We start from the raw sequence: 15,957 nt of genomic DNA, 5'->3' as shown, positions 1-15,957 counted from the left end.
ATGCCGACCGCACCCCACCCCCGGAACACCGACGAACTGCTCCAGGCGCTCCAGGAGAACCACCAGCGCCCGTACGGCCGCCCGCGCACCGTCACCGCCGAGGAACTCGTCGACGCAGCCGAGCAGTTCGCGGAGCCCGTCCCGCTCGTCCGGGCACTCCTCGAACTGCAGGAGGCGTACACCTACGGCTCCGAACCCCGGAAGTCGCCCGTCGTCTTCGCCCGGCTGCTCACCCTCTTCGACGAGCAGCCCGACGTCTTCGACGAACGCCTGCGCCATCTGCTGTTCTGGCGGTTCAAGTGGGTTGCCAACGCCCTGCGCGCCCTGCCCGAGATACCGCTGACGAGCCTGCGCCAGTGGCAGACCGAGATGCGCGACCGGTACGAGAAGGCCGGCCTCGGCCTCCAGCCGTACTACGGCCAGGCCTACCAACTCGCCTTCCACACAGGCGAGGACACCACCGGCGCCTACGAACTGTGGGCGGGCCGCACCCGTACCCGGCTCAGCGACTGCGAGGCCTGCGAGACCTGCGAGCGCGCGCTGTACGCCCTCACGGCGGGCGACGACGAGCGGGCGCTGCGCGCCTGGGAGCCCGTCCTGGCCGGGAAGGAGTCCTGCCAGGAGGAACCCGCCCGCTCCGTCTCGTACGCGCTGCTGCCCCTGCTGCGCACCGGCCGCACCGACCGGGCCCGCGAACTGCACCTCGCCGGTTACCGGGCCTGCCGCCGCAACCCCTCGATGGCCCAGGAGGTCGGCAGACACCTGGAGTTCTGCGCGCTGACCGGCAACGAGGCACGCGGCCTGGAACTCCTCGCCGAGAACCGCTCCCTGTTCGACGAGGTCGACTCCCCGCTGGACCAGCTCGGCTTCCTCACCGGCGTCGAGGTCCTCCTGGGGCGCGTCGAAGGTCTCGGCCACGGCGAGCTGCCCGCCGCCGGCTACGCGGGCCGCACCTGGACGGTGGCCGGTCTGCGCGCCGAGGTGCGGGGCCGCGCCGACGACCTCGCCGCCCGCTTCGACACCCGCAACGGCACCACCGCCCACACCGACCGCCGCACCGCCCGCCTGGAGCGGACCCCGCTCCTGGACTCCCTGGAACTGACCCTGCGCCCCCGCAGCCTCGACGACGTGGCCCCGGCGGCGGGCCGGACGGCGGCCCCGGTCCCCGCACCCGCCGCGCGCCCGGCCGCCGAGGTCCCCGAGTCGCTGCCCGAACTCATCCTGCGCGCAAGGGCGTTGGAGGAGAAGGGGCACCCGGACGCGCACGCCTGCTGGGCGCGGCTGCGCACCCTCGTCGCGGCCCGCGACTACACCCACCCCGACGACCCGGCCGTCGGCCCGCTCGTCCGGCTGCGCGCCGACCTGCTGGCCGAGGAGGCGGGCAGGCTGGGGAACAAGGACGAGTACGCCGACTCCGCCGCCCTGCACGAGGAGGCCGCGGCCCTCTACGACGACGCCGGTGAACCGGGTCACGCGACGCTCGCCCGCGCCTGCGCCCTGCTCGCCGGCGCCGAGATCCCCGACGAGAACCTCGCGGACACCGAGGCCGCCGAGGCGAAGGCCGCCGCGCTGACCGCCGCCCACACCGCCATGGTCCGGCTGCACGAGGAGACGTCCGGCCTCGCCCCGTACCAGGAGGCCCGGCTGCTGCGGCTGCGGGCCACCACGCTCGGCCTGCTCATGCAGACCCTGCGCAGCGAGGAGCACATCGCGCCGGTCCTCGCCGAGGTGGACCTGCTGCACGCCTTCGCCACCCGGCACGACATCACCGGGCAGATCGCGGGCGCCCTGCTCCTGCGGGCCAGCACCTACGCCATCTCCGGCGACCTGCCCACCGCGGTCACCGCACTCGACGGCGTCCTCGACCGGCTGCGGACGCAGGGCCCCGCCTGGCACCTGCCCCGCACGCTCGGCCTGCGCGGGCGGCTCCAACTGGGCCTGAGGGACCCGCAGACCGCGTACACGGATCTCACCGAGGCCCTGCGCCTGGCCGCCGAATGGCCGGCGGACACCGTCGACATCACCCGCCTGCACGGTGATCTCGCCGAGGCGTCCATGCACCTGGGCCGCCCCGACGAGGCGCTGCGGCACCTGACGCGCTCCGCGGAGGCGGACCTCCGCCAGGGCAGCAGGCTGGACGCGTTCTGCACGTACAGCAATGTCGCGCAGCTCAGCCTCGACCTGGACCGGGTCGAGGACTGCATCGCCCTGCTCGACTCCCTGCTGGCCGAACCGGACGTCACCGCCGGGGAGATGGACGACCGGGTCGTCGCCCAGCTGCGCCTGATCCGGGCCCGCGCGCTGCACACGGGCGAGGATCTCAAGGCCGCCACGGCGGAGTTCGTCACCCTCGCGGCCGAGTCGGCGGGCTGGGACGACGACCCCGGCAGCCACGCGATGATCGCCTCGGAGACCGCCGTACTCCTCGGTGAGTCCGGCGAGTTCGCCCGCGCCCGCGAGGCCGCCGACCAGGCACTCGCCGCCCACGCCAAGGCCCCGCGCCACGAGCAGCTCAGCAACTGCCTGCGTGAACTCGCCCGGCTCCAGACCCAGAAGCAGGGCCCCGAGGGCCTGCCCGACGCGCTCGTCTACCTCACGGACGCGGGCCGGGTCGCCGACGAGGCACGCGCCGCCGGACACCGGACACACGGCCGCTCCCTGGACACCGCCCTGGCCTACGAACACGGGCGGGTCCACGCCTACGCGGGCGCGTACGACGACTCCCTGGTCGCCCTGGAGAAGGCGCTCGGCCTGCTCGGCGAGCCGGAGAAGAAGGACGACGACCGCGCCGGGGAATGGGCCGAGTGCGTCCGGCTCGCGGGCGCGGTGGAGGGCCTCTACCTGGAACGCCCCGCCCCCGCACTCACCCGCCTCGACGCGGCGATCTCCCGCCTGACCGCCCTCGGCCACACCGAGGAGACCGAGGCACTGGTCGCCCTGGCGGCCCGGCTGCGCGACGAGGAGTGACACCCGGCGATGCCGGGGCGGGTCCCCCGCCCCGGCATCGGACCGAGGTACTCGCGGTGCCGCCGCCCGCTACTGGATGATTGGCGGAGCTTGTGTGACCGGTCACAATCCTGGTCAAGAGATGGAAACCGTGGAAACCGTGGAAGGGGAAGCGCGTTGACTACAGCCGGCGAGGCGGTCGAGGGGTCCGTTCTCTGGTCCCATGAGGTTCTCGGACTGAGGGCCGTCGTGGATCCGGCGGGGTCGGTGAGGCTGGGGGCGCTAGGCGGGGCACCGGGAGCGGTGGGCCCAGGACCGGAAGCGGTGGGCCCGGAATGGGGCTGTCTGCTTCCGCTGGTCGAGGTCACCGCCACCGGTCATGGCCGCGACTGGTCGGGGGAGCGCTTCGTCGAGACCGCGATCGGCGACCGTCTCGTGTACCGGGGCCATGAGACGGGTCCGGACGAGGACGGAAACGGGGACGGGAGCGGGGGCGGGGGCGGAGGCGCGGGTGGAGGTGGTGAGCGCACCACCATCAGGCTGGCGGATCCGGTGACCGGCCTCGTCGCCGAGGTCACGCTCCGGACCCGTCCCGGCGCGGGCTTCCTCCGCTCGCAGGTGCGCCTGGTCAACGAGGGCGTCGCCCCGATCCGACTGGAGAGCGTGTCGAGCCTGACCCTCGGCGGGATCGCGGACGCCGACGGCGAGTTGGACGGCCTGACCCTCCACTGGGCCGACAACGACTGGCTCGCGGAGTGCCGTTGGCAGCACGCGCCCTACCGTGACCACGTCGTCGACCTGAACCGGTTCGCCCACGGCCACGCGGGACGCGGCTGCTTCGAGCGCTACTCCCAGGGCAGTTGGTCCACGGGCCGCCATCTGCCGGTCGCCGCGCTCACCGACCGGGCAGGTCGTGCCTGGCTCTGGCAGATCGAGTCGAGCGGCGGCTGGCGCTACGAGACCGGCGAACGCGAAGGCCGCGCCTACGTAGCCCTGTTCGGCCCCGACGACGCCCATCACCAGTGGCGCGAAACCCTGGCGCCCGGCGAGGAGTTCACCACCGTCCCGGCTGTCCTGGTGGGCGTGGAGACCGGTGGCCTGGACGCCGCGTTCGGCGAACTCACCGCCTACCGCCGCCGGATCCGCCGCCCCCACCCGGACCGGACGGCCCTCCCGGTGATCTACAACGACTACATGAACACCCTCATGGGCGACCCCACCACCGACAGACTCCTGCCGCTCGTCGCGGCGGCGGGCGCGGCGGGCGCCGAGGTGTTCGTCATCGACGCGGGCTGGTACGACGACGACGCCCAGGGCTGGTGGGACGCCGTCGGCGCCTGGGAAGCCTCCGACAGGCGCTTCCCGGGCGGCATCCAGCGGGTGCTGGACGCGATCAGGGAACACGGCATGACTCCCGGACTGTGGGTGGAACCCGAAGTGGTCGGCGTACGCAGCCCCTTGGCCGCTACGTTGCCCCCCGAGGCCTTCTTCCGCCGGGGCGGAGTCCGGGTCACCGAGCACGGTCGCCACCACCTGGACCTGCGCCACCCCGCCGCCCGCGCCCACCTCGACCGGGTCCTCGACCGGATCGTCGGCGACTGGGGCGTCGGCTACATCAAGTTCGACTACAACGTCAACATCGGTCCCGGCACCGAGAACGGCGACGAGAGCGCCGGCGCCGGCCTCCTCGGCCACCACCGAGCCCACCTCGACTGGCTCGGCGCCCTGCTCGACCGGCACCCCGGCCTGATCCTGGAGAACTGCGCCTCGGGCGGCCTGCGCATGGACTACGCCCAACTCGCGGTCACCCAGCTCCAGTCCACCAGCGACCAGCAGGACCCCCTCCGCTACCCGCCGATCGCCGCCGCGTCGGCCACGGCGGCGACCCCCGAACAGGCCGCCGTATGGGCCTACCCCCAGCCGGACTTCACCCCCGACGCGATCGCCTTCACCCTCACCGGCGCACTGCAGAGCCGCATCCACCTCTCCGGCTTTCTAGACCGAATGAACCCGGAGCAGTTCGAACTGGTCCGCGCGGGCATCTCCGTCTACAAGCAGACCCGCTCGGAACTCCCCGACAGCCTGCCGTTCTGGCCACTTGGGCTCCCGTCGTGGGAGGACGACTGGATCGCCGCCGGACTGCGCGGCCGGGACGCGAGCCAGCTCACCGTGTGGCGACGGGAGTCGCCGGGTGACGCGGCCCGTCCAGGCGCCGACGGCCGCCACGGGGTAGACGAAAGCATTCGTACGATCGTCATCCCGCACCTGCGCGGAGCCCAACTGCGTCCTGCGGTCCTGTACCCCACCACCGCCGACGCCACGGCGACCTGGGACGCCGCCGAAGGCCGGCTCACCGTCTCGCTGCCCCGGCCGAACACGGCGGTGCTGTTCCGGCTCGGCTAGAGCTGGGTGTGGGGGAGGAGGGGCGCTGGTCGCGGCGGGTTGACCGGGTGCTTTTCGCCGCCGCGCACCTCCCCGGCGCCACCGCCGGGTCCCTGGCTGGGATCAGGGCGAGCTGGGCGGTGGGGTGGGCCGGTCAGCAGCGGTCGATGCCGGGGGCCGGGTCGGCGCCGACGTTGACATTGCCGCCCCACATCCACACGTTGCTGTAGATGTGGCCGATGTCGTAGTCGATGGCGGTGCCGTAGTACCAGACGTTGGTCGTGTATCCGCCCGCCGTGACCCGCTGGCCGAGGGTGTAGCACTCGATACCCGCCTCGAGCACCTGGGTCGTGGTGCCCCAGATCCGGCTGCTGGTGTTGGGGGCGTCGCGCAGATTGCTGTGCGCCTGCACGGTCGTCGGGTAACCGTCGGTGGCGCTGGGCGCGGCCTCGGCGGTCCCGGCGGTGCCCAGCAGGGAGAGGGTCGCGCCGAGCACGAGCCCGGCTGCCGTGGTCGACACACTTCGCTTGCTCATGGATGTCCTCCTCGCTTCGATTCCAGGGTCAGCAGTGGTCGATGCCGGGGGCGGGGTCGGCGCCGACGTTGACATTGCCGCCCCATATCCACACGTGGAGGTAGGCGTGCGTCGGCTCGAAGACGTTGCCCTGGTACCAGACGTCGGTGCCGTAGTTGCCGACCTTCACGTACTGGCCGTAGGTGAAGCAGCTGATGGCCGCTTCGGCCTCGACTCTGGTGGTGCCGAAGTACTCGCTGTTGCTACTGGCACCTCCCCGCAGGTTGCTGTTGGCCTGCACGGTGGTGGTCGCGCCCTGCACGGCGGCGTGCGCGCTGCCGACTGTGCCGAGGAGGGAGAGAGCCGCGCCGAGCGCGAACCCCGTGATCGCCGTCCTGGTGGACCGCATGGCCATCGGTGTGCCCTTCTTCGCCGTTGTCATCGTCATGGGCCGCGTCATCGCGGGTCAGAAATCGCAGTCACTGACGTGGGCCAGGTGCTCGTCCCCCGTGATGTACACGTTGTTCACCCAGCCCCACTCCCCGTTCGGGGCCTTGAGGTACGTCCACCACCCGCTGCTGTAGCCCGAGTCGGTGATCCGCTCTCCCTGCTTCTGGCAGTAGGCGGTCACGGTGGTCTGCGACACCGTTGCCTTCACCTGCTGGCAGTTCTGGCGGGAGGGGAAGGTTTTGCACTGCTCGAAGGCGGGCCCCGAGGCGGCGTTGCGGACGTTGACGCCGGTCGCCCACACATGGACCTGGGTGAAGTCCATCGCCCGCGCCTCGGCAGCCGCCGACTGCGCGGTCGCCGCCGTGGCGGCGGGACCGGCCAGCGTCCCGGCCGCGACGAGAAGAGCCGTGGACAGCGCCCTGACCGTGGTGCTTGCTTTCACTGTGTCCTCCTGACACTTTCCGCCGGACCTATGGAGGTGCGGCGGGCCGGTGGGGCGGCAGCCCGGGGCGACCGGAGGACGCGGCGCGCGGCCGGGCGTCCTCCGGGCCTGCCGTGACTCACCGTCAGATGTACTCGCATTCGACGGGGCTCCCGGGAACTCCGGGGGTGTCGATCGGGGCACCGGGCACCGGGGAGTTGTTGGAGCCACCGCTGACGAACACCGCCGAGATCCAGCCCAGGGTCCGACCGGGCGTGATGACCTGGACCCAGTAGGTGTTGGTGTAGGGGCCGTCGGTCACGCGCCCGCGCTCGCCCGCGTTCACCTGGCAGTACGCCTGGACCGTGACCCGGGTCAGCCGCTCGGTCGTGGCGAGGTCGCACGTCGTGCTCTGGCACGTGCGCACCCGAACGTCGCTCGCCCACACGTGCACGGAACCGCTCGGCGGGTGCGCGGCGGCGGGCTGGGCGCCGGAGAGCAGGATCGTGGCGACGATCGCGAGGAGTCCGGCGAGGGTGCGCAGCGCCCGGTGGGTGAAGCGGCGCCCGGGTTCGGCCAGCTGTCCGCGTCGGCCCGTGCGTGGTGACAGGTACTTCATGGTGGGGGTCCTCTCCCGGCGGTGGTCGCGGGCGGCGGATGCCGCGCCTTCCACCCTTGCGACGGGAGAGGGTCGCCCCTCGTATGACTACCGGGCCGAGAAAATCTTCGTTCGGGTCCGGTTCAACGCCCCGGGGCCTCCTGCGGCTCCGGGCACGGGACTTCCAGCGCCTCGCGGCTGCCGAGCCGGCTGAAGACCCCGTACGCCTCCTCCTCCAGCTCCCGCGCCTGCGCGGCCGCGCCACTGGCCAGGGCGGCGCGGGACAGGTCCCGCAGGGTGCGGGCCCGCCACAACGGCAGTTGCAGCTTGTCCCACAGACCGAGCGCCTCGCGCAGGGTCTCGGTCGCCGGCTCCCAGTCGGACCCGGCGAGGTACCACTCGCCGAGGGTGCGCAGGACGAGGGCCTCGCCGAACATGTCCTGGCGCTCGCGCGTGATCTCCAGACACCGGTCGAGACGCTGCCGGGCCTCGGGCAGCCGGCCCTGCCGCAGCTCGACCTTGGCCAGGGACTGGCTCGCGTACATCACGCCGTAGATGTCGTCCGTCTCCTCGAAGATGACGAGGGACTGCCGCAGCAGGCTCTCCGCGCGCGGCAGGTCGCCCTGCGCCCGGCGGCACAGGCCCAGTGAGCGCAGCGCGAGCGCCTCGCCGTGCCGGTCCCAGGCGGTGACGTACAGCCGGTGTGCGCGGGAGAGTGCCTCCCACGCGTCGTCGTCGCGGCCCTGCTCCCGGTAGACCGAACCCAGGCCGTACAGCACATGGGCCATGGACGCGATGTCCGCGGGCTCCTCGTACCGGTCGAGCGCCGAGGTCAGCAGGGTCAGCGCCTCGTCGAAGCGGGCCTGTTCGCGGCGGGCCGCGCCCATCCCGGCCAGCGCGTCCGCGCAGCCGGTCCGTACGGACCGCTCCTCGAACAGGCGCAGCGCCGCCGCGAAGAAGGCGTACGCCTCGTCGAAGCGGTCCTGTTCCAGGCGGAGCTGGCCGAGGCCGTTCAGCAGCCGGGCCTCGCCCTCGACGTCCCCGCCCCTGCGCACCGCCTCCAGGGCCACGTCGTGGGAGCGGGACCAGGCGTCGAACTGGTTGTAGAGCGCCACGGAGGCGGCCATGAGGGTGGCGGCGAGTTCGCGGGCGGCGTCGAACATGCGGTACTCCGCGCAGTGGGTGACCGCGACCAGCAGACATCGCTGCTCGGCCGCGAACCACGCGGCGGGCTCGCCCGTCAGATAGGTCAGCGGCTCTGTCCGCGGTGCCGGCCCGTCCGCGGCCTGGGCCGGCCGGTCCGTCGTGGTGACCGGGAGGAATCTCGACGCGCCGCCCGGCCCGTAGGCCGCCGCGCTGCGTGCCATGCCCAGCCAGCGGTCGACCAGCCTGCGGACCGCCGTCTCCTGTTCCTCCCGGGTCTCGTCGGCCAGACAGCGCTCGCGCGCGTACTCCCGCGCCAGGTCGTGGATGCGATAGCGCGTACTGCCCGTCTCGTCGGTGCCCACCACCTCCACGAAGTGGCAGTCCACGAGCTGTTCGACCGCGTCCTCGGCGTCGTCCTCGCTCACGTCGAGGAGCGGTCCGGCGATCCAGGCGGCGAAGTCGGGCAGATCCATCAGGGCAAGTCGGCGCAGGGCGCGCTGCTCGTGCGGGTCCAGGTCCGCGTAACCGAGTCCGAGACTCGCGCGCACCTCCAGGTCGCCCGCCTGCAGTTCGTCCAGGCGGCGGCGCTCGTCCCGGAGGCGGGAGGCGAGCCGCGCCGGTGTCCAGTGCGGGCGGGCGGCGAGCCGGGCACCGGCGATACGGACGGCCAGCGGGAGCCGGCCGCACAGCGCGACGATCTCGGCGGCCCGCTCGGGCTCCAGTGCGGGCCGGGTCGGGCCTGCCACGCGGGCCAGCAGTTCCAGTGCCTCCGCTTCGGACGGCACCCCCAGATCGAGATGGGCGGCGCCCTCCAGCGCGACGAGCCGACGGCGACTGGTGATCAGCACGGCCGAGCCGCCGCCCGGTGGGAGCAGCGGGCGCAACAGGGCCTCGTTGACGGCGTTGTCGAGGATGAGCAGGACCCGGCGGCGCGCGATGTGCGTGCGGTACAGGCCGAGGAGGTCCTCCTCGTCGCCCGTCGGGGTCTCCGGGTCCACCCCGAGGGCGCGCAGCAGCCGGGCCAGGGCGTCCGCGGTCCGTACCGGCTCGGAGTCCGAGGCCCGCAGGTCCACGAAGAGCTGCCCGTCGGGGAAGAGCGCGGCGGTGCGGTGGCCCACGTGCACGGCCAGGGCGGTCTTCCCGGTGCCCGAACGGCCGGAGATCACCCCGATGGGCGGCGCGGTGCGCAGCGGATTGCGCACCTCCTCCAGAAGGGCGGTCGCCCAGGCCGTCTGCGCGGCGCGGCCCATGAAGTCGGCCACGTCGGGCGGCAGCTGGGTCGGCGACGGACGGCCGCCGTCGCGGGACCTCTCGGCACGGCGCTGCGACGGTACGTCCTCGTCCGCGCGCGCGGGAGCCACCACCTGCGCGGGGGCGGGCCCCTCCCCGGCGGGCTTGGCCCTCCGAGGAGCAGGCGCTCCCAGCACCGTCGTGTCCGCCCGGAGCAGCGCCTGGTGCAGCGCGCGCAGTTCGGGGCCGGGGTCCACACCCAGTTCCGTACGGAGCTGCCGGCGGCCCTCGTCGTAGCAGCGCAGCGCGTCGGGCATCCGGCCGGTGCGGAACAGGGCGGTCATCAGCTGACCGCGCGGGCGCTCCCTCAGAGGGTGTGCGGCGACGTGCGCGACGAGTTCGGAGACGAGGTCCGTACGGCGGTCCAGGTCCAGCTCGGCGGAGAAACGGAACTCCTGCGCCTCCAGCCGGAGTTCCGCCAGGCGCATGGCCTCGACACGGGCGAAGGACTGCCCGAGCCCCTCCAGGGCGTCCCGGCCGCGCCACAGCCGTGACGCCGCCTGGAGGATGTCGACGGCCTCCTCGGCTCTCCCCTCCACGGCCGCCTTGCGACCGGCTGCGAACGCCTCCTCGAAGCACCGGGCGTCCACTGCGGAGGGCGGGAACTCGGCGACGTAACCGGGGGAGCGGGTGCGGATGGCGTCGCCGCCCTCCGTACCGGCCAGCGCCCGGCGCAGTCCGGAGACGTGCGAGGCGACGAGCGCCCGCGCCGTGGCGGGCGGCTCCTCCTCCCAGGTCAGATCCACCAGCCGCTCGGCCGACAGCACCTCACCGAGGTGGACGACGAGCGCCGCGAGTATGGCCGTCGGTTTGGCGCCGTTCAGCGCGATCCGGTGGCCTCCGCTCGACACCTCGACCGGACCCAGAAGGCGAACGTCCACCGTGTCCCCCGTTTTTCACGTCCCCGCAGTCGGGGACAACCTACCGGCACCCGCCGACAGTCATACCCGACTCCGACCTCGCGTTTTTCACGACAGACCGGTGTGGGGCGCGAGGTGGCCGGAACCCGTCGGGTCTCCGGCGCGGGTGGCCCGTTCCGGGCGCTGCAGGCGTCATGCAGAGGATCTACATCGATCCTGCAGGGCCCGCCCGCACGCTGTGAACGTGACGGACATCATCCTGCTTTCGGACCCCCGGGTCGCCGCCACGCGTGTCACGGAGAACGGCGAACCCCTGGTCGACGCCCGGGAGGTCGCCGCCCTCCGGGTCGACACGCGAAAGGCCGACGACGACGGCTCGTACGCCCACCTCAGGGCCGACGTCCTGCGCCGGCTCCTGCTGGCCCAGGACGCGCTGCCCGCGGGCATCCGCCTGCTGCTGGTGGAGGGCTTCCGGCCGCCCGCGCTGCAGCGCCGCTACTTCGACGAGTACGCGGCGACGCTGCGCACGGCACACCCGGAAGCCGGACCGGAGCGGATACGCGAGCTGGCCAGCGCGTACATCTCGCCCCCGGAGGTCGCCCCGCACGTCAGCGGCGGCGCGGTGGACCTGACGCTGTGCACGGAGGACGGCGCCGAACTCTTCCTCGGTACGGAGGTCAACGCCACCCCCGAGGAGAGCGAGGGCGGCTGCCGCACCGCCGCGGCCAACATCGACGCCGACGCCCGGGCGAACCGGGCGGTGCTGGGCCGGGCCCTGACCGCCGCGGGGTTCGTCAACTACCCGACCGAGTGGTGGCACTGGTCGTACGGCGACCGCTACTGGGCGCTCCTGACCGAGGCGCCGGCGGCCGAGTACGGCCCGGCCGCACTGAGCCCGAACACAGTCTGAGACAGCCGGACCCGGGGGGAACACCGTGGAGAACACCTGCATCACGACGACGATGACCACGCCGTCCAAGACCACCATCATCACGACGAGCGCGACGACCACGACAACGACGACTTCGACCACGACCGTCTTCACCGACCACATGACCGCGGCCGAGTTCGACGAGGCGTTCACCGCCGTGATGCCGAGGCTGCGACGCCGGCTGCTGGCCCTGACCGGCAATCCGCACGACGCCGACGACGTGCTCCAGGAGACGTACCTGCGGCTCTCCCGCCGGGCGCGTGCCAAGACCCTGACGCGTCAGCAGCAGCCGTACGCCTACACCTGCGCGGCGGCGCTGAACCTGCTGCGCGACCTGTGGCGGCACCCCTCGCGTCAGGAGCGCTGCACCGACCGGCTGCCCGAGCGCGGCTGGGACGGCGGCTTCGCCGGCCGGGAGGCCGAGGCGGTGACGACCGCGCTGCTGCGCGGACTGTCCCCCAAGGAGGCGGCGGCCGTGATCCTGATCGACATCGAGGGGCTGACCCACGACATGGCGGGGGAGCGGCTCGGCGCGCACCGCGGCACGGTGCAGCGCAACCGGATGCGCGGCCTCGCCAAGATCCGCGCCGCACTCGACCTGTAGGAACCGCCCGCCGCGTGCCGATCTCCTGCTCCATGACACCCGCCGACCACACTCACACCGACGACACGTACGACGACACGAGGCAGCCCGACCAACTGCCGGATGCCGCCCACCCGTACAGCACCCGCGCACTTCGCGCCGACCACACAAGGGGGAACCCCATGCGCCGTACCGACCGCACTCTCGCGATGGCGGGAGGACTGCTGCTCGCCACCACACTGACCTGTACGGGCACGGCGATGGCCGCCGCATCGCCACTCGCCTCGGAGGCGGTGGCCGCCGCCGACTGCCGTCCCCTGGCGAGCGCCTCCGCCCAGGCACAGGCCATCGTCAACGCCGCGTGCACACAGATCGGCGTGCCCTACTCGTGGGGCGGCGGCTCCATCCACGGGCCGACGTACGGGCAGGACTACCCCGGCGGCGGCCCCGGCGCCCACGACAGCCAGGTGCGGGGCTTCGACTGCTCGCACCTCGTGCAGTACGCGGCCTGGCAGGGCGCGGGCATCGCCCTGCCCGAGGGTTCGTGGAACCAGGCCCAGTGGAGCGGCGCCACCGCCCGGTTCAGCCGCGCCCAGGGGATCGCTCCGCTGCAGCCGGGCGATCTGCTGCTGTGGGGGTCGGACCCGGCCAACCTCGGCAGCGTGCACCACATCGCCATCTATCTCGGCAACGGCAAGATGGTCGAGGCCCGGGAGTCCGGGACGCTCGTGATGGTCAGTGACGTGCGCCTGAACTCGCAGTACGCGGGCGCCCTGCGCATCGCCGGTACGGAACAGCCGCCCGCGGGCACGAAGCGGTTCATGACCTGGGGCACCAATGTGAGCCTCCGTCCGGAGTCCGGCACCCAGAAGCCCCCGGTGACCCGGCTGCCCGGCCCCACGGCGGTGGACGTGCTCTGCCAGGTGCACGGCGAGCTGGTCAACGCCGAGGGCTACAGCAACGACGCCTGGTCCTACCTGCCGAAGTACAAGGCCTGGATCTCGAACATCTACATCAACGACCCGGCGGCCTGGCTGCCCGGGGTCCCCACCTGCTGATCCACCCGATCCACCGCTTCCCTCAGCTCCATCGCATCACTCACACCCCTCACAGAGGAGACTCCGCCATGCGCGCACTCAAGCGCTCCAAGTTCATCGGCCTGTTCGTCGCCACGGTCGCCGCGGCCGGGCTGGTCCCGCTCGCGGCCGGCACGGCCGACGCCGCCCCGGTCGCCGCCGCCGCGGCCACCGGTTCCTGCCCGGCCGCCGGCACGGTGACCCAGTGGTGGCACTCGGGTCACGACGGCGTCGACATCGCCAACAGCCGCGGTACGGCGATCTACGCCACCGGGGCGGGCACCGTCATCGCCTCCGGCCCCGCCAGCGGCTACGGCCAGTGGATCCGTATCAGGCACGACGACGGCACCATCACCGAGTACGGCCACATGTACGAGCGTCTCGTCTCCGTGAACCAGCGGGTGACCGCCGGTCAGCACATCGCCCGCATGGGCTCCGAGGGCGACTCCAGCGGCAACCACCTGCACCTCAGGACGTACGCATCGGCGTCCGCCAGCCGGGGCATGAACCCCGTCGACTACCTGTCGGCGCGCGGAGTGGGCCTGCCGTGCACCCCGGGCGGCGGTGGCGAGACGCCGGGCACCAACTTCAGCACCTGGGGCACCTCGGTCCGCGTGCGTCAGGACGCCCGGCTGAACGCCGCGGTCGTGCGCACCCTGACCGGGCCGACGCCGGTCTACGTGGAATGCCAGAAGCGCGGCGACTCGGTCACCGCCGAGGGGTACACCAACGACGCCTGGTCCTACATCCCGGCGCTCGGCGGCTACATCACCAACATCTACATCGACCACCCCGCCGCCTGGCTGCCGGGGGTCCGCGAATGCTGACCGACGCCCTGAGCCGGTTCCGCACCGGCACGAGAGGGGTCGCGGCGGTCGCCCTGGCCACCGGACTGCTCCTCACCCCCGGCCTCACCTCGTCCGCGCAGGCCGCCGACTCGGCGCCCTGCGTCCCCGACCGGGACTACCCGGGCACCTACCTGTGCCAGATCTGGGGGTCGAACGTCAATCTGCGCGCCGCCCCCAACTCGCAGGCCCAGGTCGTCGCGACGTCACCCGACGGCGGCTTCCTCAGAGTGCTGTGCCAGACACAGGGCGGCCGGGCGACGTACGGCGGCTACTGGCACACCTGGTGGGTCAAGACCCCGGCGGTGGGCATGGCCCCGTCCGCGTACATGAGCGAGATCTTCCTCGTCGGAGGCGGCGACGACGAGCCGGACACGGGTCTGCCGACCTGCTGAACGACGGCTCGCACCGACCGGATGCCCCCGGGACCTCGACAACAGGTTCCGGGGGCATCCGGCGTCCGGGGCCTCATACGGCGAGGGACGTCACCCCGTCCTACCTGTAGTGCGAGCGACGCACTTCCACCTCCACCTCCACCACCCCTACCGATCCCGAGGATGACCATGATGACCTTGAGCAGCGCAGGGGGCGGGGCCGTCGTCCGGTCCGCCCGTCGTGGCGCGGTGCGAGCGGGCGTGCTGGCCGCCGCCCTCACCGCGCTCGTGTGCACCACCGCTTCCGCCGTATCCGTCGCCTCCACCGAGTCCCCCTCGCCGAGCCCGGCGGTGGTCCAGGCCGAGGTGCCCGCCGGGGTGACGGCGGGTGTCGCCGTCTTCGACCGCCAGACCGGCACGTTCACCGAGCAGGTGAACAGCGCCGGGCAGTTCCGGTCCGCGTCCGTGGTGAAGCTGCTGATCGCCCTGGACGTGCTCTGGAACCGCAGCCCGGACGCCCTGTCGGCCGCCGACCGGGCCCGGATCGACACCATGCTGCGCGGCAGCGACGACACGGCGGCGAGCACCTTCTGGGCGAACAACGGCTCGGGGGCGATCGTCGACCGCATGGTCACCCGGCTCGGCCTGACGGACACCGCCCGGCCGCCGTCCACCCACCCCGGCTTCTGGGGCTACACGGCGCTGTCGGCCCGGGACACCGTGAAGATCTACCGCCACCTGCTGGACTCCGCGCCGGCGGCGACCCGCGACTACGTCATGGGCGACCTGCGGCAGTCCACCCGCTGCGCCACCGACGGCTACGACCAGCACTTCGGTATCGCCGGCTCCTTCAACCGCCCCTGGGCCGTCAAGCAGGGCTGGTCGGGCTTCAGTTCGGGCGGCTGCACGGCATCGGCGGCGACGGCCGCACAGGCCGGGAAGGCCGCGAAGGCCGAGCAGGAGCCCGCAGGGACGGCCGCGCGGGCGGCGGCGGGCGCCGACGCCGTGGACCTCTCCCGTCCGGCACTGCACTCGACAGGTGTGGTGGGCCAGGGCGACCGTTCCATCGTGGCGGTCTTCACCCTGCACCCGAGCGGTACGACGTACGGCAAGGCCTACACGGACATCGGCCGGCTGACCCGTTCGCTGAACGTGCCCGGTGCCTCCCGCCCGTCCGGCACATGGGTCGGCACCTGGGGCAGCGGGGTCCGCGTCCGCACCCAGGCGACGACCGCCTCCGGCGCGATGACGACACTGCCCGCCGGTGTCGAGGTCCTGGTCGGCTGCCAGAAGCGCGGCCAGCAGGTCAGCGAACCGCCCTACGTCAACGACTGGTGGGCCCAACTGCCGCAGTACGGCGGCTACATGACCAACATCTACCTCAGCGTCCCGGAGAACCAGGTGCCCGGGGTACCGGTCTGCTGACCTCGGCAGGCGGACGCCCCGGCCACATTGGATGAACGTCCAATATTTCCATCTGGAAGTGTTACCGGGGTTCTGTGATGTCGCGGCGTGGGCCATAGTGGCGGGCGCAAAGCGGA

The 15,957-nt window shown here is 72.7% G+C and carries 13 protein-coding genes; 8 read left to right on the top strand and 5 right to left on the bottom strand.

Annotation, left to right across the window (positions count from 1 at the left end; genetic code table 11):
- Both CW359_RS10335 and CW359_RS10330 read left to right on the top strand, forming a co-directional pair.
- Positions 1 to 2,967: a hypothetical protein gene (locus tag CW359_RS10335; RefSeq protein WP_105969513.1), complete on the top strand. Its 2,967-nt coding sequence runs from the start codon at positions 1 to 3 to the stop codon at positions 2,965 to 2,967.
- A gap of 156 nt (positions 2,968 to 3,123) precedes the next feature.
- Positions 3,124 to 5,349: an alpha-galactosidase gene (locus tag CW359_RS10330; protein ID WP_105969512.1), complete on the top strand. Its 2,226-nt coding sequence runs from the start codon at positions 3,124 to 3,126 to the stop codon at positions 5,347 to 5,349.
- Between the two features lie 133 nt (positions 5,350 to 5,482).
- Here the strand turns inward: CW359_RS10330 and CW359_RS10325 are convergent, their stop codons facing one another.
- The 5 genes from CW359_RS10325 to CW359_RS10305 all read right to left on the bottom strand — a co-directional run bounded on the left by CW359_RS10325 (position 5,483) and on the right by CW359_RS10305 (position 10,628).
- Positions 5,483 to 5,863 (bottom strand): hypothetical protein, encoded by a 381-nt coding sequence (locus CW359_RS10325; protein ID WP_105969511.1) that lies wholly within the window; start codon positions 5,861 to 5,863, stop codon positions 5,483 to 5,485.
- Between the two features lie 28 nt (positions 5,864 to 5,891).
- Positions 5,892 to 6,290: a hypothetical protein gene (locus tag CW359_RS10320; RefSeq protein WP_105969510.1), complete on the bottom strand. Its 399-nt coding sequence runs from the start codon at positions 6,288 to 6,290 to the stop codon at positions 5,892 to 5,894.
- An 18-nt stretch (positions 6,291 to 6,308) separates the two neighbouring features.
- Positions 6,309 to 6,734, bottom strand: coding sequence for an SH3 domain-containing protein (locus tag CW359_RS10315; protein ID WP_105969509.1), 426 nt, complete (start codon positions 6,732 to 6,734; stop codon positions 6,309 to 6,311).
- A gap of 124 nt (positions 6,735 to 6,858) precedes the next feature.
- A complete protein-coding gene (locus CW359_RS10310; protein WP_105969508.1) occupies positions 6,859 to 7,332 on the bottom strand; it encodes a hypothetical protein in 474 nt (157 codons plus the stop codon).
- A gap of 122 nt (positions 7,333 to 7,454) precedes the next feature.
- Positions 7,455 to 10,628, bottom strand: coding sequence for an AfsR/SARP family transcriptional regulator (locus tag CW359_RS10305; protein ID WP_105969507.1), 3,174 nt, complete (start codon positions 10,626 to 10,628; stop codon positions 7,455 to 7,457).
- Positions 10,629 to 10,851: 223 nt separating this feature from the next.
- Between CW359_RS10305 and CW359_RS10300 the strand changes: the two genes are divergently transcribed.
- From CW359_RS10300 to CW359_RS10275, 6 genes are all read left to right on the top strand, one after another.
- Complete coding sequence (locus CW359_RS10300) at positions 10,852 to 11,517, top strand: M15 family metallopeptidase (RefSeq protein WP_105969613.1); 666 nt, start codon at positions 10,852 to 10,854, stop codon at positions 11,515 to 11,517.
- Between the two features lie 142 nt (positions 11,518 to 11,659).
- Entirely contained in the window at positions 11,660 to 12,142 is a 483-nt protein-coding gene (locus CW359_RS10295; RefSeq protein WP_105969612.1) for an RNA polymerase sigma factor, read from the top strand.
- A 14-nt stretch (positions 12,143 to 12,156) separates the two neighbouring features.
- Positions 12,157 to 13,179 (top strand): C40 family peptidase, encoded by a 1,023-nt coding sequence (locus tag CW359_RS10290; protein ID WP_232838340.1) that lies wholly within the window; start codon positions 12,157 to 12,159, stop codon positions 13,177 to 13,179.
- Positions 13,180 to 13,247: 68 nt separating this feature from the next.
- A complete protein-coding gene (locus CW359_RS10285) occupies positions 13,248 to 14,024 on the top strand; it encodes a M23 family metallopeptidase (protein ID WP_105969506.1) in 777 nt (258 codons plus the stop codon).
- On the top strand, positions 14,018 to 14,437 hold the full coding sequence (locus CW359_RS10280; protein ID WP_105969505.1) for an SH3 domain-containing protein: 420 nt from the start codon (positions 14,018 to 14,020) through the stop codon (positions 14,435 to 14,437). Before CW359_RS10285 ends, CW359_RS10280 begins: the two co-directional genes overlap by 7 nt.
- Positions 14,438 to 14,665: 228 nt before the next feature.
- Entirely contained in the window at positions 14,666 to 15,841 is a 1,176-nt protein-coding gene (locus CW359_RS10275) for a hypothetical protein (protein WP_408647471.1), read from the top strand.
- The last annotated feature ends 116 nt before the right edge of the window (positions 15,842 to 15,957 follow it).

The sequence above is a fragment of the Streptomyces geranii genome (genome assembly GCF_002954775.1).
Classification (GTDB): Bacteria; Actinomycetota; Actinomycetes; order Streptomycetales; family Streptomycetaceae; genus Streptomyces; species Streptomyces geranii.
This window is presented reverse-complemented; position numbering and strand designations above follow the sequence as displayed.